A 16,902-nucleotide genomic window follows, 5' to 3' on the forward strand; every position below is an offset into this window, starting at 1 on the left:
CTCCCTTATCTCTGCTCAAGCGGCGAGGCGCCGACGGCATACTCCAGGTTCGCCCGGGACATCTTCTGGTTGTAAATTGAGTGAAAGTAGTCGCTCCGCATCTTGGCGTAGTTCTCCAGGCCATCGAAGATCTCCTTTGCGGGACCGATGCCGAAATCGAAGTTGGCAAGTGCTGCGACGACCCATTTCTTTGCGTTGCTGTAGGCATCCTTTGTTGCCGCGATGCTCTTCTCCGCCTCCTGCAGATCGAGGTAGGCCTTCCTGATCTGGAGGGGGATGTTGGTCTCCGCGTAGGTCTTGGTGCTCATGAGCCGGTCGTACTGGGCCTGCTCCGCCGCCACCTTGGCTCCGGTGATCCCGAAGTCGAGCTTCCATTTGAGCCCCAGTGCCACTCCCCCCCAGAGGTGGTTGAATTCGTCGGGGACCCACGGGTTGCTGACCCGGTCCCGTTTCTCGGCATAGGCCCCGGAGAGGTAGCCGCCGAGGAAGAGGTCGGGCCAGTAGGCCGCCTTTGCCGCCTCCACGAGCGCCTGGCGCGCCAGGAGCCCTTCCTTGACCTGCCGATACTCGGGACGCTGGCTCTGGGACGCCGCGAGATATGCCGGCAACGCCGCTGCCGTCGTCTCATCGGGAGCGAGCCGCGCGGTCGCTATGTCGAACGGCGCGTCGGGGGAGAGCCCGATTCGGGAGCGCAGCGCCGCAAGGGCGAGCGTCTCCCCCTTCTTCGCCTCTTCGAGGTACTTGGCGACCTCCCCGGAAAAGGCGTCCAGCTTGTAGATATCCAGGTCGTCCACGTTGGGGGAGCCCTTGTCGAGGTATTCCCGGGCCTTCTTCCTCGCCTTGTCGAGGTCCTCCTGTACTTCCAGAACCACCTCTTTCAGCTCCCGCGCGAGGAGGAGGCCGTAGTAGTATTCCTTCACCTGAAGCGCCACCTCGTTGCGCCGCTGTTCCTTCTTCGCCCGGTCCACCTCGATCCCGTGGCTGGCCGCCTTCATACTCTCGCTGATCTTGCCGAAGGTATAGAGGGGCTGCACCAGGGTTGCATCGCCCCGGGTGAACCAGGTGAGCCGGCTTGTCTGGTTGATGCTGTCGGGGGAAGCGACCTGATTTCCCCGCGCCTGGGGGACGGGGCCGATCAGCCCGAGGAAATCAAGCTGGGGATACCGGTGCGCCTTGGCCTCGACCAGCTTCGACGCGGCCAGGTCGATGTCCGCCTGGGATTCGCCAAGCTCGGGGGCGACGGCGAGGGCATTTTTGACGCAGTCGTTGAGATCCAGGAGCTGCTTCTCCCCGTCGGTCCCGGCGGCGCGACCCACTGTCGCGCCGAGAAACAGTATGCCGTAGATAACTGCTGATGCCGCTTTCGTCTTCATGGTCTCCCTCCGTCAATCAACCTTTCCGTGGATGTACTTGCTGAGCAGCTCCTCCAGGTCGACGGACGACTCGGTGTCCCGAATCCTGCCGTTGGCGGCGATGAGCGTCTCCGACCCGCCGGGGGAGAGCTTGATGAACTTGTCGCCGATGATCCCCCGGGTGCGGACCGAGGCGATGACGTCGTCCTGGAGCCTGATCCCCTGCCGGATCTTGAGGTGGAGGCGGGCCCGGTCCGTCTTCGGGTCGAGGTCGATCCGGTCGACCCGCCCCACCTCGACCCCGGCAAGCTCCACCGAGGCCCCCTTCTTGAGGCCGGAAACGGAGTCGAACTCGCTCGTTACGTCGTAGAAGTCCCCCCCCACGAGCTCCATCTTGCCGAGCTTGACGGAGAGGTAGGAGAGACAGAGCAGTCCGGCGAGGACGAAGATGCCGACAATCAGTTCAAGGGTGATTCTTTTCATGGTTGCACCTGTGCCGTGATTGCTTGCGGCGGAGTATAGGCTCCTGGCCGCTTCGGAAGAGACCGCCTCACACGAAGTGGATCGGGCCCTCCAGGCTCCCGCTGATGAACTGCTTCACCACCGGATGATCCGAACGCTGGATCTCCTCCGGTGTCCCCATCTCGATGATCCGGCCGCGATAGAGCATCGCCACGTAGTCGGAGATGTCGAAGATCTCCGGGATCTCGTGGGAGACGATCACCGCCGTGAAGCCGAACCGGCTGTGGGTATCCTTGATGAGCTGGTGGATCGCCCGGCAGATGATCGGGTCGAGGCCGGTGGTCGGCTCGTCGAAGAGGATGATCCGCGGGTTGAGAAGCAGCGCCCGGGCGAGCCCCACCCGCTTCTTCATCCCGCCGGAGAGCTCGTCGGGGAATTTGCGGTCCACCCCCCTGAGCCCCACGTGCTCCAGCGCCTCGTGGACCTTGGCGTCGATCTCCGGGCGGGAGAGTTTCGTCTTTTCCTCCAGGGGGAAGGCGACGTTCTCGAAGACGCTCATGGAGTCGAAGAGGGCGGCGTTCTGAAAGAGCATCCCGAACCGCTCCCGCACCCGGTTCAGCTCCCAGCGCCGCATGACGGTGATATCCTCCCCCTCGACAAAGACCTTGCCGGCGTCGGGCTGGAGCAGGCCGATCATATGCTTGAGCAGCACGCTCTTCCCCTCTCCCGATGGGCCGATCACCGCCGTGATCTTTCCCGGCGGGACCTCCAGGGTGAGGCGGTCGAGGACCACCTGGCTGCCGAACGATTTTTGCACCTCAACGAGCTTGATCATAGGTCAGAGCATCACCGACGTCAGGAAATAGTCCCACACCAGCACCAGCACCGACGACATCACCACCGCCTCGGTGGTGGCCCGGGAGACCCCTTCGGCGCCGTGGCCGGCGTAATACCCCTTGTAGCAGCAGACCCACGAGATGATGGCGCCGAAGGAGACCGACTTGACGAAGCCCGACCAGACATCCTTCCCCACCACGCTCTTCTCCATCTCGTAGAAATAGGCCCCCTCGTTCACCCCGAGGAGCTTCACCCCCACCAGGTAGCCGCCGTAGATCCCCACCACGTCGAAGATGGCGCAGAGCAGCGGCAGCGCCACCAGCGCGCCGAGCACCTTGGGGGAGACGAGGTATTTGAACGGCTCCAGCGCCATGGTCTTGAGGGCGTCGATCTGCTCGGTGATCTTCTTGATCCCGATCTCGGCGGTGATGGCGCTTCCCGCCCGCCCTGTCACCATCAGGGCCGAGAGCACCGGACCCAGCTCCCGGATGAGGGAGAGGGCCACCGCCGAGCCGAGGAGCCCCTCGGAACCGAACTTGGCCAGGGTGTAGTACCCCTGGAGGCCGAGAACCATCCCGGTAAATGCCGCGGTCAGAACGATGACGAAGAGTGATTTGGCGCCGATGAAGTGGATCTGCTTGAAGATGTGGATCGGTTTCCCCGGGTCGCGGACGATGATGTAGAGGGCATAGAGGATGAAGATCAGCATCCGGCCCATCTCGCGGACGACGAAGAGGGTGACGGCGCCCAGTTTTTCGATGGTGTTGCGCACGTGGCGGCTCCCGCAATGGTGGTGTCCGGAAAAGTATAGGTGAAGATGGCGGGATGTAAAGGCGGGGAGGGGCGCTCGGGCGGCACCGCCCCCCCTGCGGTTCAGAGGATGAAGTCGGTGGAGAGGAAGTTGGAGCGGTGCTCCCGCACGATGTCGGAGATGATCTCCTTGTTGACCGCGCTCTCCTTGGCCGCCACCAGGGTCCGGATCGAGAAGGCCCGCAGGGCGTCGGAGACCGAGAGGGTCCCCACCGCCGAGTCCTTCCGCCCGGTGAAGGGGAAGACGTCGGGGCCGCGCTGGCACTGGCTGTTGATGTTGACCCGGGAGACCTGGTTCACCAGCGGATCGATGAGGGTTGCCAGGAGCTGCGGGTCACGGCCGAAGATGCTCACCTGCTGGCCGTAGTCCGACTCCTCGATGTACCGGATCGGCTCGGCGGTGTCGGAGAAGGGGGCCACCGGCACCACCGGCCCGAACTGCTCCTCGGTGTAGAGGCGCATCCGCGGGGTGACCGGATAGACGAGGGCGGGGTGGAAGTAGGTGCCGGACACGGTCCCCCCCCCCTCGTTCATCACCCGAGCGCCGTGGCGCACGGCATCGTCGACGAGGCCGGCGAGATAGACCGTCTTCCCCGGTTCGGGGAGGGGGGTGATCATCACCGCCGGGTCCCACGGCAGGCCGATGCCGATGGCGGCCAGCGTCCGGGAGAAGAGGGCGAGGAAGTCGTCGGCGATAGATTCGTGAACGAAGACGATCTTGATGGCGGTGCAGCGCTGGCCGTTGAAGGTGAGGCTGCCGGCAAGGCACTCCTCCACCGCCACGTTCAGGTCGGCGTCGGGAAGGACGATGGCCGGGTTCTTGGCTTCGAGCCCCAGCACCGACCGGAGGCGATGGGGCTTGGGATGCTCCTTCTGCAGGGAGTTGGCCGCGCTGCTGGTCCCGATGAAGGCGAGGACGTCGATCCGTCCCGTCCGCATGAGGGGCGGGGTGATGGTGCGCCCCGATCCGAAGAGGGTGTTCACCACCCCCGGCGGGAAGCAGTCGCGGAAGGCGCGCAGCAGCGGCGCGAAGAGGAGCACCCCGTGGCGCGGCGGCTTGAGCAGCACCGTGTTCCCCATGATGAGGGCCGGGATGAGGGTGGTGAAGGTTTCGTTCAGGGGGTAATTGTAGGGGCCCATGCAGAGGGTGACCCCCAGGGGGGCGCGGCGGATCTGGCCGATGATCCCCTGCTCGATGACGAAGCGGGAGGAGACCCGGTCGAGCTCCTTCAGGGCGTCCACGGTCTCGGCGATGTAGGCGACGGTCCGGTCGAACTCCTTGCCGGCGTCGCCGGCGGTCTTGCCGATCTCCGCCATCAGGAGCCGCACCACCTCCTCGCGCCGTTCCTTCATCCGGGCGGCAAAGCGCTGGATATGGGCGATCCTGTCTGCCACCGTCATGGTGGGCCATTCCCCCCGGCCGTTGTCGTAGGCGGCGGCCGCCGCCTCCAGCGCCGCCAGCGCGTCGGCCTCGGTCATGAGGGGGAAGCTGCCGATCCTGGCCCGTTCGGGGCCGTCGGCCTTCCTGGCGCAGACCGGGGAGAAGACCTCTTGGGTCGGGCCTTTCCATGGCTGCAGTTCCCCGTTCACAAGGTACTCCCGCATCTCCACCGGCTCCGCCAGGCGGTTTCTGCCGGCAAGCTGCTCCGGCGCAGGGAATAGCGCATCGATACGGTCGCGAATGGTCATGACTGGTTCCTCCGGCGCGAGAATGGGTACAATTAAATAATTCTAAATGACCCCCGGGGATAATCAAGCGCCCCGGCCTCCCCCCGTTGCCAAGGTTTCGCCATGTGATACCGTTAGCTGGGTAAACACACGGAAGGAGGAGACCATGAAAAAGGGGATGCTGACGCTCTGCTGCCTCGGGCTTCTGGCCTTGGGGGGGACTCCGTCGGCGGCGCTCGCCGCGCTGCAGACGAAGGAGGTCGACTACCGGGACGGCGGGGTGACCATGAAGGGGTATCTTGCCTGGGACGACGCGGTGCCGGGGAAACGCCCCGGGATGCTCGTGGTCCACGAGTGGTGGGGGCTCAACGACTACGCCCGCACGCGGGCCCGGATGCTGGCGGAGCTGGGGTATACGGCGCTGGCGGTGGACATGTACGGCGGCGGAAAGGTGGCGGGGCATCCCGACGATGCCGGGAAGTTCGCCGCGGAGGTGACGAAGAACCTGGACCTCATGACGGCCCGCTTCACCGCGGCGCTGGAGCTGCTGAAGAAGCAGCCGACCGTCGACCCGGCCCGGATCGGCGCCATCGGTTACTGCTTCGGCGGTGCGGTGGTGCTGAACATGGTCCGCCAGGGGGGGCTCGCCGGTGTCGCCAGCTTCCACGGGAGCCTCGCCTCCGTCCGCCCTCCCGGGCAAGGAGGGGTGAAGGCGCGGGTGCTGGTCATGAACGGCGGCGCGGACCGCTTCATCACCCCGGAGCAGATCGGTGCGTTCACCGCCGAGATGGCGAAGGCGGGGGCCGGTTTCCGGTTCATCAACTATGCCGGCGCCAAACACAGCTTCACCAATCCCGACGCCGGGAGCTTCGCGAAGAAGTTCGGCCTCGACCTCGCCTATGATGCCGCCGCCGACCGTCAGTCGTGGGACGAGATGAGCCGGTTTTTCCGGGAGTTGTTCGGGAAATAGGGGGGAACGCGCCGCCGGTTCACATCCCGGCGGCGCGGTGGCCCCGGTGGAGGGCGCGGACGACCCCCAGGGAGTAGCGGGGGGAGTCATTCAGGCGGTCGAGAAACAATCCGAAGAGCTCCACCAGGAAGGGGAGCTGGCTGGAGAGGAAGTGGTCGCCGTCCACCAGGAAGAGCTCAGCCCGGTGCCGGCCGGCAAACCGGACCGAATGCTCCGCCGGGATCACGTCGTCGTTCCAGCCGTGGACGATGACGGTCTTCTGGGCACGGGGGACCGGGGACTGCTCGGCGTAGCCGGAGAGGTAGAACGCCGGCGCCATGAGGAAGAGCCCCACCGGCTTCACGGCGTTGGAGGCCACGGTGGCCACGTAGCCTCCCATGCTCGAGCCTGCCAGCACCAGGGGCCTCTTTTCCCGGACGCAGCGTTCCACGAGGCGCTGCACCCGTCCGTCCGGGTTGGGAAGATCGGCGAAGTCAAGGCTCTCGGCGGCAAAGCCCCGTTCCCGGGCCACCTCGGCCAGGGCGCTGATCTTTGCTCCTGCCGGAGTGCTCTCCTTGCCGTGGGAGAAGATGACGATTCCTTTTTCCATGGTGTCTCCCCCCTCCGCGGCGGGCACGAAATCAGCCGTTCCTCGTGAATGTACCGTTCTGGTATTCCTCAAAGGCGACGCGAAGCTCATCCTCGGTGTTCATGACGACGGGGCCGTACCATGCCGCCGGTTCGCCGACGGGGCGTCCGGGGACCAGAAGGAAGCGGGCCGGCCCCCGCACGCTGTTCACCTCGCCGCAGATGACTCGGACCACCGTGCCGCCGTTCAGGAGGAGGAACGGGTCGAGCTGCGGCACCTGGTGGTAGCCAAAGGCGCGCTTGAGATGGACCCCCGCCCCCTCCACGGTCGCCTTGCTCTGCCATGCCTTCGCGATTTTCCTGACGATCTCCATCCACATCCTCCGGGAAGAGAGTTTCCTCAAGGGGAAGTCTACCGGCCGCCGGGGTGATTGCAACGGGTGATCTGCAGAAAGGGAGGAATTGACTAAAGTTTTCTCTTTCGATGCCGATAAGGATGCCGTAGTGGTGCGGCCGCGCAGGGACAGCGGAGGGCGACGATGTTCGAAGGGGTGGGAGAGGGGAGATACTGGGACGAGGAGTGGGAGGTGATCGTCCGGCGGACGGCGGTGAGCCCGGAGGCCTTGTGGCGCCCCGCCGCCGAGAAGACGGGAAAAGCCTGGCTGGTGGGGGGCGACCTCTTCCATCCCGGACTCCCCCTTGAAGACGTGGACCGCATCCTCTCGGCGGTGGCGTCGAACCCTCAGCACCTCTTCATCGCCGTCACCGACCGCCCCGAACTCTCCCTCGCCCGCCTTTACGGCATCACGGCGGAAACTCCCCGGCGGCTCCTGGAGGAGGACGATTCCCTGCACAACCTCTGGTTCCTCGTCCGGATGAGAGACCAGGCCGAGGCCGACCTCCGCATCCCCGCCACCATCGCCCTCAAGAACTGCTGGGTGGCGGACGGAGTCCGGTGGCCAGTGGTCGGCGTCCTGGCCGAGCCGCTCCGGGGATCGCTCGATCTGCGGCAGGTGAATACCCTCTGCGTCGCCGGCTTCGGCTCCATCGACTGGGTGGTCTGTGGCGCCCCCGCAGGGGACGGTCTCGCCCACCGGCAGGGGTGGGTGCGGGGGGTCCGGGACCAGGCGGATGAGCGGGGGATTCCCTTCTTTCGCACCGGCCGCGGAGGCGATGCCGACCCCCTGCCGGACGATGAGCGCCGGTACGAGGTTCCGCCGTTTCGCGCCGAATCGACCCGGCTCCACATCTTCGACCACTGCCGCGTCAACCGGGGCCGCGAGGAGCTCTACTCCAGCGGTTGCCGTTCAATCTCCCTCTGACGCCAGATCCCTTCGGCAGCGTGATTCCCCCTGAAAACGATTCATCCCCCAAGGCATGCACTCCCCCGGGTGCGGAAAAATCGTCACATCCTCATTGGTCCGTGAACCCCCCGGCGAAGTCGATGGCGCAGGCGGTGCCGAAGACGGGGTGGGGAGCGCAGGCGGCTCCGGCCACGCCGAAGGAGGGGGTGTAGATGTTCTTCCGGTGGCCGCGACCGGGGACGCCGTCGTCGATGATGAGCTGCATCACCACGGAGCGGGCCTCGTCGGGGCCGTAGCTCACGTTTTCGCCGATGGTCCGCTCCCACCTCCCCTGCCGGTCGATCCTCAGCCGCATCCCGGTGCTGCCGCTGCCGTGACCCGTCGTTCCGTTCGCTTCCTGCTCACGCACGAGTTCCGCTGCAGCCCGGGAAAGCCCGTCGGACCAGGTGAGGGGGGCGAGGGGCCTCTGGCGCCGGAGGAAGCGGATCGCCTCGTCCACTACCTTCGTCCCCTCCCGGGTGATGATGCGGGTCCGGCTGCCGGGGACCAGGTAGTTCGTCCCCTGGAAATGGGAGCGGTACTCCTCCAGGTGCCCGGCGAAGGCGCGGGGGGCGGTGCGGGCGGCGTTCAGCTCGTCGAGGATGGCCCGTTCGAGGGGGGAGCCGTCCCCGGCGGCGGGGAGCGCGGTCAGCAGCGTGAGGGCCAGGGTCAGGGCAATGGGACGGATCATGGAGGATGCTCCTTCCGGGAGAGGATGGGGGGTCAGGGGTGAATGGTGCCGGCCCGCAGCACCAGCGGCCACGAGACGGGGCGCGCGGTTCCCGGCCTCCCCCAGAGGGGGGAGAGCTCCTCTGCCAGCGCCGGGAGCGGGTCGCCCCCTGTGAGCCGCCGGTACTCCGCCACCGCCGACCAGGTGGCGAGGTATCCCATGAGGTGTCCCAGCTCCCATTCGGCGGTCATGCCGAAGGAGGGGGTGGCGATCTCGGCGAAGGGGAAGGGGAGGGTGCGGTAACCGGCGTCCACGTGGGCCCGCTCCGGGGGCCAGTAGGGGCCGATGGTGTCGCGGTAGAAGCGGCCGATCACCCGGTCGATCTCACCGTCGATCGCGAGGAGCCCGTAGGTGAAGGCGGCGAAGACGCCACCGTGCCGCGCCACGCGCCGCACCTCCGGGTAGAACCGGTCGAAGTCGAACCAGTGGAGCGCCTGGGCGGCGATCACCAGGTCGACGCAGCCGTCGGGGAGGCCGGTCGCCTCCGCCGGGGCCACGCGGTAGTCGACCCGCTCGCAGGGTCGGGCGTTTTCGATCTGGGCCGCGCTCGGGTCGACGGCGTACACCGTTGCGAAGTGCTCCGCCAGCGCCACCGATGCCTGACCGGTGCCGCAGCCGCAGTCCAGTGCCGCGTCCCGCCGCGGCGGCAGCCCCGCCAGCCAGGAGAAGAGCTCCGGCGGGTATCCCGGGCGGAAGGTCCGGTAGGCGTCGGAGCCGGTGGAAAAATAGTTTTTGAACGGCATGGTCATGGTGGTTCTCCCTCGGCGCTGTCGTGATGGTGTCACAAGGATCCCGACCGGAAGCTCGCCGGCCAGCAGTACGGGGTCATGGAAGCGGTCTACCGTGAGCTGGCCGAGACCCTGACGGAGCGATAGCTCAGGCTTCCGCCACCACCACCGCCGCCTCCCGCTCCCGGTCCCGGCCGTGGTCCTTTGCCACGAGCATGTAGATGGAGGGGACCACGAAGAGGGTGAAGAGGGTGCCGACGAACATTCCCCCCACCAGCACGAGGCCGATGGAGTTCCGGGCGGCGGCGCCGGCCCCGGTGACCAGCGTGAGAGGGAAGTGGCCGGCAATGGTGGCGGCGCTGGTCATGAGAATCGGCCGCAGGCGCGTCATGGCCGCCTGGCGCACGGCGTCCAGCTTGGGGAGCCCCTGGAGCTGGAGCTTGTTGGCGAACTCCACGATGAGGATGCCGTTCTTGGAGACGAGCCCCACCAGCGTCACGAGCCCCACCTGGGAGTAGATGTTGAGGGTGGTCGTCCACCCCTTGGTCCAGAACGGCGTGTTCGGGTCGGGCATCTTGAGGAAGGTGAAGATGAGCGCCCCGAAGAGCGCCAGCGGCACCGACCCGGCCAGGATGACGAAGGGGTCGCGGAAGCTGTTGAACTGGGCCGCCAGCACCAGGAAGATGAGGACCACGGCGAGGCCGAAGGCGGGGAGGAACTTGTTCCCCTCGGTCCGGAGCTGCCGCGATTCGCCGGTGTAGTCGAGGACGTATCCCTGGGGGAGGATCTTCGCCGACTCCCCCTCCAGAAAGCGGAGCGCCTCGTCCAGGGGGCGCATGGCCACGCCGCTGATCTTCACCGCATTCAGCTGCTGGAACCGGTTGAGGGAGCGGGGGACCACCGACTCGCGCTGGGTGGCGACGGTGGAGAGCGGCACCAGCTTGCCGCCGGGGCCGGTGACGTAGACCGATTTCAGCTGCTCCGGGTTGAGGCGGCCGACCCGCTCGATCTGGGGGATCACCTTGTAGCTCCGCCCCGCGATGTCGAAACGGTTGACGTAGTTCCCCCCCACCATCCCGCCGATGTCGGCGCCGACCTGCTCGAGGCTGAGCCCCAGGGCCGCCACCTTGTCCCGGTCGATGACGAACTCCGTCTGGGGCTGATCGATCTTCACGTCGATGATCGGCGGGAAGGCGAACATCCCGCTCTGCATCGCCTTCTGCTGGAGCTTGCGGGCAAACTCCAGGATCTGGCCGGTGTCGGCCGTGGAGGCGATGATGAACTCCACCGGGAACTGCCCCCCGCCGGGGAGCGCCGGCGGCGTCACCGGAAACATCTGGATGCCGGGGATCGCCCCGAGCTTCCGCTGCACCTCGGGCATGATCTGGAAGACGGTCCGCTTCCGGCTGTCCCACGGTTTGGTGACCATGCCGCCGAAGCCGGAGTTGGGGAAGGTGATCTGGAAGGTGAAGTCAGTCTCGGGGATCCCGAGGAAGACCTTGTTGGCCGCCGCGGCGTAGCGGCTGGTCTGGTCCAGGGTGGAGTTGGCCGAGGCGTCAAGGATGCCGAAGATGACCCCCTGGTCCTCCGTGGGGGCCAGCTCCTTGGCCGACATGACGAACATCGGCACGGTCAGGAGGCTCACCACGATCCAGACCATGTAGACCGCCGGCCGGGCCGCCAGGGTCCGGTCGAGCCAGCGGCCGTAGGCACCCTTCAGGCGGTTGAAGTCACGGGTGATGCGTCCCGCCAGGCCATGCTCCCCGCTCTCCGGCTTGAGGAGTTTCGCCGACATGACCGGCGAGAGCGTCAGGGCCACAATCCCCGAGATGGTCACCGCGCCGGCCAGGGTGAAGGCGAACTCGCGGAAGAGCGCCCCGGTGAGCCCCCCCTGCAGGCCGATGGGGAGGTAGACCGCCGCCAGGGTTATGGTCATGGCGATGATCGGTCCCACCAGCTCCCGGGCGCCGATGAGGGCCGCCTCCAGGGGGGATTTCCCCTCCCCCAGGTGGCGTTCCACGTTCTCCACCACCACGATGGCGTCGTCCACCACGAGACCGACCGAGAGGACCACGGCCAGGAGCGTCAGGAGGTTCACCGTGAAGCCGAAGGCCTGCATCAGGAAGACCGCGCCGATGAGCGACACGGGAATGGCCACCACCGGGACGAAGACCGAGCGGAAGGAGCCGAGGAAGAGGAAGATGACCACCACCACGATCAGCAGCGTATCCCCCAGGGTCTTGAGCACCTCGTGGATGGCGTTGTCGATGTAGTTGGTGGCGTCGTAGGCAACCCGGGCCGAAAGGCCGCTGGGGAGGTCCTTCTGGATCGCCGCCATCTCGGCTCGCACCCGCTTGATGACGTCCAGGGAGTTGGCGTTGGGGAGCGGCCAGATCCCCATGAAGACGGCGGTCTGTCCCGAGAAGCGGACCTCGGCGTCGTAGTCCTCGGCCCCCAGCACCACGTCGGCCACGTCCGAGAGTCGCACCAGGGTGCCGTCCTGCTGGCGCACCACCAGGCGCTTGAACTCCTCCACCGTGCTCAGGTTGGTGTTGGCGGTGAGGTTCACCTGGATGAGGGACCCCTTGCTCCGCCCCAGGGCCGCCAGGAAGTTGTTGGCGGCCAGGGCCTGGCGCACCTGGGTCGGGGTGACGTTCAGGGCGGCCATCCGGTCGGGCTTGAGCCAGACCCGCATGGCAAAGGTGCGGCCGCCGAGGATGTCGGCCCGCTGCACCCCCTGGATGGCCGAGAGCCGTGGCTGGACTACCCGCACGAGGTAGTCGGTGATCTCGTTCTGCTGGAGGATGTCGGAGGAAAAGCTGAGGTAGGCCGAGGCGAACTCGCTGTCGGCCGACTCGATGTTGAGCACCGGCACCTCGGCCTCCGGCGGGAGGTCCCGGCGCACCTGATCCACCTTGGAGCTGATCTCCGCCAGCGCCTTGGTGCCGTCGTAGTTCAGCTTCAGGCGGATCTTGATGGTGGAGAGCCCCAAGGTGCTCTGGGACTCCATGTACTCGATCCCGTCGGCGGCGGCGATGGCCCGCTCCAGCGGCGTGGTGACGAAGCCCCGCACCAGGTCGGCGCTGGCGCCGGTGTAGACCGTGGTGACCGTCACCGCCGCGTTCTCGCTGCGGGGGTACTGGCGCACGTTCAGGGTCCGGATCGCCTGGAGCCCGGCAATGATGACGATCAGGTTGACCACCAGGGCGAGAACGGGACGGCGGATGAAGAGGTCGGTTATTTTCATGGCTGGTCAGTTGTTCTCCGGCTTCGGCGCCTGCTGGAACGGCGGCGCGAGCCGGTTGTCCACCACCGCCCCCTGCCCGTTGCGGAGCTTGAAGACCCCGGTGCTCACCACCGCCTCCCCCTCCCGGAGGCCGCTGATGACGGCGATGAAGTCGCCGCGCTTGCTGCCGAGGCGGACGAACTGCTGCCGGAGCACCTTCCCCTTCTTTTCCTTTCCCTCCTCCACCACGAAGACCGAATCGCTGTACGGGGCGTAGAGGACCGCCGTGGCCGGGATGGCGAGCACCTTCTGCTGCACGGGGAGCCCCACCGCCACGGTGACGAACATGCCGGGGCGGAGCTTCTCGGCGTGGTTGGCAACCGTCGCCTGGACCTTGATGTTCCGGGTATCGGCATCCACCTGGGGGTTGATGGCGGTAATCCGCCCCTCGATGGTCTCCCCGGGCAGGGCGTCGGTGGCCACCCGCACCGGAAATCCCCGGTGAAGCTTGGGGAGCTGCTGCTGGGGGAGAGTGAAGTCGACGTAGATCGGATCGAGGGACTGGAGCGTCACGATGGGGTCCCCCTCCTTCAGGATCTGGCCGAGGTTCACCTGCCGGATGCCGAGCCGCCCCGTGAAGGGGGCGCGGACCGTCTTCTTGGCGATGGCGGCCCGGATGGTGTCGACCTGGGCCTGGGTCTGGTTGGTGGTGGCCACGGCCCGGTCATGGTCGGCCTGGGAGATGACCCCGTCCTTCAGCAGCTGGTCGGTGCGCTGCTGGTTGATGCGGGCGAGCTTCGCCTCGGCCAGCGCGCCGGGGAGCTGGGCCTCCTCGGAGCTCGTGTCCTGACGGATCAGGAGGGTCCCCTTCGTCACCGGGGCGCCGGGCTCGAAGGCGATCTGCACCACCTTCCCCGGCTGTTCGGCGGCCACGGTGACCCCCTGCACGGCGGTCAGGGTGCCGACGGAGGTGAGAGCGGTCTCCCACGATTCCGCCGTGACCATGGCGGTGGAGACGGTTTCGGGAGGGGGGACGAACTTCTTCCCCTGGTCGATCATGGCGCCGATCTGCAGTGCCTTGACGGCGCCGAGGATGGCGATGAGGACGATCAGGCCGGCGATGGCGAGGATGACGCGTTTTTTCATGGGCTGAAGGGCTCCGGGAGTCTCGGGATCGTTATGAAAAACAAGGGGAAATGCGTTGACGGTGGCGGTGGAAGGTCTTCTTCCTTATAGCATCCCGGCTCGCCGTTGCAATAAAATTTTTAGTGCCGTCCGGCAGGGCGCAAGGAGTTGGCGGGTAATTTGAGAAATGTCTTGTTAACCATGACTCCTGCTGAAGTTGACGATAGCGCTGCCACTGTGCTACAACGGGGCTTCGAGTCAATCATTCCGAGGGGGATCGCGTGTCCGGAAGTATCGCCGACGAACTTGAAGAACTGCGCCGGCAGGGGCTCCATCGCCGGCTCCGTCTTGTCGCCGGGAGCCAGGGGAGCCGGGTGACGGTGGCGGGGCGGGAGGTGCTGCTCCTCTGCTCTAACAACTATCTGGGCCTTGCCGACCATCCGCGCCTCAAGGAGGCGGCGGTGCGGGCGACGGAGCGCTTCGGGACGGGGAGCGGCGCCTCGCGTCTCGTCTCCGGCACCATGGAGCTCCACGAGGCCCTGGAGGAGCGGCTCGCCCGCTTCAAGGGAACCGAGGCGGCGCTCCTCTTCAACTCGGGATACGCCGCCAACAGCGGGATCATTCCGGCCCTGGCGGGGAAGGGGGACGTGATCTTCTCCGACCGGCTGAACCACGCGAGCATCGTGGACGGGGCGCTCCTCTCCCGCGCGAAGTTTGTCCGCTACCCCCACAACGACGTGGCCGCCCTGCGCCGGCTGCTGGAGGCGAACCCGACCACGGGGCGGCGGCTCATCGTCACCGACGGGGTCTTCAGCATGGACGGCGACGTGGCGCCGCTTCGGGAGCTGGCGGCGCTGAAGCGGGAGTTCGGCGCCCTCCTTATGGTGGACGACGCCCACGGGACCGGGGTCCTCGGGGGAGGGGGAAGGGGGAGCGGGGAGATGCTCGGGGTGGCGCAAGAGATCGACCTCCAGATGGGAACCCTCGGCAAGGCCCTGGGGAGCTTCGGCGCGTACGTGGCCGCTTCCCGGGAGCTGGTGGAATACCTCGTGAACCGGGCCCGCAGCTTCATCTTCTCCACGTCGCTCCCCCCGGCGGTCCTGGCGGCGGCGCTGGCGGCCATCGGCCTCGTCGACTCCCCCGAGGGGGAGGAGCTGCGCCGGCGTCTGGACCGCAACGCCCGCCTCTTCCGGGAGGCGGCGGCAGGAGCGGGGTTCGATACCATGGGGAGCGCGACCCAGATCGTCCCGCTCTTCGTGGGGGGGGCGGAGGAGGCGATGACCTTTACCGCCCGTCTCCTCGACAAGGGGATCTTTGCCCAGGGGATCCGGCCCCCCACGGTCCCCGCCGGCACCTGCCGCCTCCGCTGCACCTTCATGGCAACCCACGGGGAGGAGGAGATTCTGCGGGCGGTGGGGGTGATGGAGCGGGTCGGCCGGGATCTGGGGGTGGTCTGACCATGGCGTTCATCGACACCGCACCGAACGTTTCGATCCACTACGAGGAGGAGGGGGACGGGTTCCCCGTGGTCCTCGTCCACGGCTGGGCCATGTCCGGGAGGGTCTGGGCCTTCCAGCGTGAGCTCGCCGGGCGCTTCCGGCTCATCACGCCCGATCTCCGCGGCCACGGAAAGTCGGCCGCCCCGGAGGAGGGGTACGCCTTTGCCGATTTCGCCGCCGATCTGGTGGCGCTTTTCGACCGACTGGAGATCCGCCGGGGGGGGCTGGTTGGCTGGTCGTTGGGGGCCCAGGTGGCCCTGGAAGCATATCCCCCCCTTGCCGCCCGCCTCGCCGCCCTGGTGCTGGTGGGGGGGACGCCGAAATTCACCGCATCCGCGGAGTGGCCCTTCGGCCTTCCCGCCACCGAGGCGCGGGGGCTGGCGCTGCGGCTCCGCCGCGGCTACGATCGGACCATGGGAGAGTTCTTCCGGGGGATGTTCGCCGCCGGGGAGCTCGACCGGGAGGCGAACCAGCGCATCGCCCGCGAGATCGTCATCCCCCGGCTCCTCCCTGACCCCCGGGGGGTGGCAGCCACCCTCGATACCCTCGCCGGCGGCGACCACCGGGCTATGCTTGGCCGGGTGAAGACGCCGACCCTCGTTATTCACGGCGGGGAGGACGCCATCTGCCCCCCCGATGCCGGGCGCTTCCTGGCGGAGCGGATCGGGGGGGCGCGGCTGGCGCTCCTCGACGGTGCGGGGCATGCCCCGTTTCTGTCGGATCCCGCCCGGTTCAACCGGCTCGTGGGGGAATTTCTCGAAGAGGTCATTGCCGGTGATTGATCGCACCCGGGTTCAGAACGCGTTCCACCGCCAGGCGGAGGAGTACGATGCCCACGCCGTGGTCCAGAAGCGGGTGGTGGCGAGGCTGCTGGAGATCATCGCCGCCGCGGGAGGGAGCCCGAAGCGGCTCCTCGATGTGGGGACCGGGACGGGGCTCCTCGGCCGCACCCTCGGCGAGCGCCATCCCGACGCCGTTCTTGCCTGCGTCGATCTGGCTCCGGGGATGGCGGCCGCCGCCCGGCGGACCCTCGCCGGCCGGGGAGATGCGGTGGTCGCCGTGGCCGATGCGGAGCGCCTCCCTTTTGCGGCGGAGCGTTTCGATCTGGTGGCCTCCTCCTCCACCTTCCAGTGGCTTGAACGCCTCGATACGGCCTTCGCCGAGGCGTGGCGGGTCCTTGTCCCCGGCGGCCTCTTCGCCTTCGCCCTCTTCGGTGCGGGAACCTTCCGCGAACTGCAGGAATCCTACCGTGTCGCCCTGGCGGCCGCGGGGCGGGACAGTGAGGACCGGACCCAGCACTTCTTTTCGGCGGACGAGGTCCGGCACTCGCTGGAGCGGGTCGGCTTCGGCGTGAGGGCCCTCTCCTGCGAGGAGGAGGTGGAATGGCACTCCGACGTGCCGGCCTTTCTCCGGTCGGTACGGCGGATCGGGGCGGGGAACGCCTCGCCCCGCCACTCTGCGGGGCTGGCGGATCGCCGGGTCATGGTGGAGATGATGCGGCTCTACGGGGAGCGCTTCGGTGGGCCGGAGGGGATTCCGGCCACCTATAGCGTGATCTACGGCGTGGGGGCGAAGGGGTAGGGGG

The 16,902-nt window shown here is 67.3% G+C and carries 16 protein-coding genes; 5 read left to right on the forward strand and 11 right to left on the reverse strand.

The genetic code is table 11. The features are described from left to right. Positions 1 to 5: 5 nt before the first annotated feature. The 5 genes from GPICK_RS03550 to GPICK_RS03570 all read right to left on the reverse strand — a co-directional run bounded on the left by GPICK_RS03550 (position 6) and on the right by GPICK_RS03570 (position 5,150). The gene (locus tag GPICK_RS03550; RefSeq protein ID WP_039740571.1) at positions 6 to 1,373 is read right to left on the reverse strand and encodes a TolC family protein; all 1,368 of its coding nucleotides are present in this window, start codon (positions 1,371 to 1,373) and stop codon (positions 6 to 8) included. Between the two features lie 12 nt (positions 1,374 to 1,385). Next, a complete protein-coding gene (gene mlaD / locus GPICK_RS03555) occupies positions 1,386 to 1,835 on the reverse strand; it encodes an outer membrane lipid asymmetry maintenance protein MlaD (protein WP_039740573.1) in 450 nt (149 codons plus the stop codon). Positions 1,836 to 1,902: 67 nt separating this feature from the next. Beyond that, entirely contained in the window at positions 1,903 to 2,649 is a 747-nt protein-coding gene (locus tag GPICK_RS03560; protein ID WP_039740574.1) for an ABC transporter ATP-binding protein, read from the reverse strand. A gap of 3 nt (positions 2,650 to 2,652) precedes the next feature. Next, complete coding sequence (locus GPICK_RS03565; protein WP_039740576.1) at positions 2,653 to 3,423, reverse strand: MlaE family ABC transporter permease; 771 nt, start codon at positions 3,421 to 3,423, stop codon at positions 2,653 to 2,655. A 101-nt stretch (positions 3,424 to 3,524) separates the two neighbouring features. After that, complete coding sequence (locus GPICK_RS03570) at positions 3,525 to 5,150, reverse strand: NADP-dependent glyceraldehyde-3-phosphate dehydrogenase (RefSeq protein WP_039740578.1); 1,626 nt, start codon at positions 5,148 to 5,150, stop codon at positions 3,525 to 3,527. Between the two features lie 145 nt (positions 5,151 to 5,295). Here GPICK_RS03570 and GPICK_RS03575 point away from each other — a divergent pair, with 145 nt between their 5' ends. After that, positions 5,296 to 6,099: a dienelactone hydrolase family protein gene (locus tag GPICK_RS03575; RefSeq protein WP_039740579.1), complete on the forward strand. Its 804-nt coding sequence runs from the start codon at positions 5,296 to 5,298 to the stop codon at positions 6,097 to 6,099. Between the two features lie 19 nt (positions 6,100 to 6,118). Here the strand turns inward: GPICK_RS03575 and GPICK_RS03580 are convergent, their stop codons facing one another. Both GPICK_RS03580 and GPICK_RS03585 read right to left on the reverse strand, forming a co-directional pair. After that, positions 6,119 to 6,688, reverse strand: coding sequence for a YqiA/YcfP family alpha/beta fold hydrolase (locus GPICK_RS03580; protein ID WP_144400028.1), 570 nt, complete (start codon positions 6,686 to 6,688; stop codon positions 6,119 to 6,121). A gap of 31 nt (positions 6,689 to 6,719) precedes the next feature. After that, positions 6,720 to 7,040, reverse strand: a complete 321-nt coding sequence (locus GPICK_RS03585) for a pirin-like C-terminal cupin domain-containing protein (RefSeq protein WP_039740582.1) — start codon at positions 7,038 to 7,040, stop codon at positions 6,720 to 6,722. Between the two features lie 165 nt (positions 7,041 to 7,205). Here GPICK_RS03585 and GPICK_RS03590 point away from each other — a divergent pair, with 165 nt between their 5' ends. Beyond that, positions 7,206 to 7,988 (forward strand): DUF5131 family protein, encoded by a 783-nt coding sequence (locus GPICK_RS03590; protein WP_052263262.1) that lies wholly within the window; start codon positions 7,206 to 7,208, stop codon positions 7,986 to 7,988. Between the two features lie 91 nt (positions 7,989 to 8,079). Here GPICK_RS03590 and GPICK_RS03595 read toward each other — a convergent pair whose 3' ends face one another. The 4 genes from GPICK_RS03595 to GPICK_RS03610 all read right to left on the reverse strand — a co-directional run bounded on the left by GPICK_RS03595 (position 8,080) and on the right by GPICK_RS03610 (position 13,839). After that, positions 8,080 to 8,700, reverse strand: a complete 621-nt coding sequence (locus GPICK_RS03595) for a CAP domain-containing protein (protein WP_039740584.1) — start codon at positions 8,698 to 8,700, stop codon at positions 8,080 to 8,082. Positions 8,701 to 8,732: 32 nt separating this feature from the next. Next, positions 8,733 to 9,488 (reverse strand): class I SAM-dependent methyltransferase, encoded by a 756-nt coding sequence (locus GPICK_RS03600; RefSeq protein ID WP_039740586.1) that lies wholly within the window; start codon positions 9,486 to 9,488, stop codon positions 8,733 to 8,735. A gap of 127 nt (positions 9,489 to 9,615) precedes the next feature. Next, positions 9,616 to 12,714: an efflux RND transporter permease subunit gene (locus tag GPICK_RS03605; protein WP_039740588.1), complete on the reverse strand. Its 3,099-nt coding sequence runs from the start codon at positions 12,712 to 12,714 to the stop codon at positions 9,616 to 9,618. A 6-nt stretch (positions 12,715 to 12,720) separates the two neighbouring features. Beyond that, positions 12,721 to 13,839: an efflux RND transporter periplasmic adaptor subunit gene (locus GPICK_RS03610; protein WP_039740591.1), complete on the reverse strand. Its 1,119-nt coding sequence runs from the start codon at positions 13,837 to 13,839 to the stop codon at positions 12,721 to 12,723. Between the two features lie 260 nt (positions 13,840 to 14,099). On the opposite strand from GPICK_RS03610, the gene bioF reads away from it, so the two are divergent. The 3 genes from bioF to GPICK_RS03625 are packed head-to-tail and all read left to right on the forward strand — an operon-like array spanning position 14,100 to position 16,898. Further along, a complete protein-coding gene (bioF, locus tag GPICK_RS03615) occupies positions 14,100 to 15,275 on the forward strand; it encodes an 8-amino-7-oxononanoate synthase (RefSeq protein WP_039740593.1) in 1,176 nt (391 codons plus the stop codon). Between the two features lie 2 nt (positions 15,276 to 15,277). Beyond that, positions 15,278 to 16,099 (forward strand): alpha/beta fold hydrolase, encoded by an 822-nt coding sequence (locus GPICK_RS03620; protein WP_039740595.1) that lies wholly within the window; start codon positions 15,278 to 15,280, stop codon positions 16,097 to 16,099. Continuing rightward, the gene (locus tag GPICK_RS03625) at positions 16,092 to 16,898 is read left to right on the forward strand and encodes a methyltransferase domain-containing protein (protein ID WP_039745230.1); all 807 of its coding nucleotides are present in this window, start codon (positions 16,092 to 16,094) and stop codon (positions 16,896 to 16,898) included. The genes GPICK_RS03620 and GPICK_RS03625 overlap by 8 nt, the downstream gene beginning before the upstream one ends. Positions 16,899 to 16,902 lie beyond the last annotated feature (4 nt).

This window comes from Geobacter pickeringii, from assembly GCF_000817955.1.
GTDB classification, from domain to species: Bacteria; Desulfobacterota; Desulfuromonadia; order Geobacterales; family Geobacteraceae; genus Geobacter; species Geobacter pickeringii.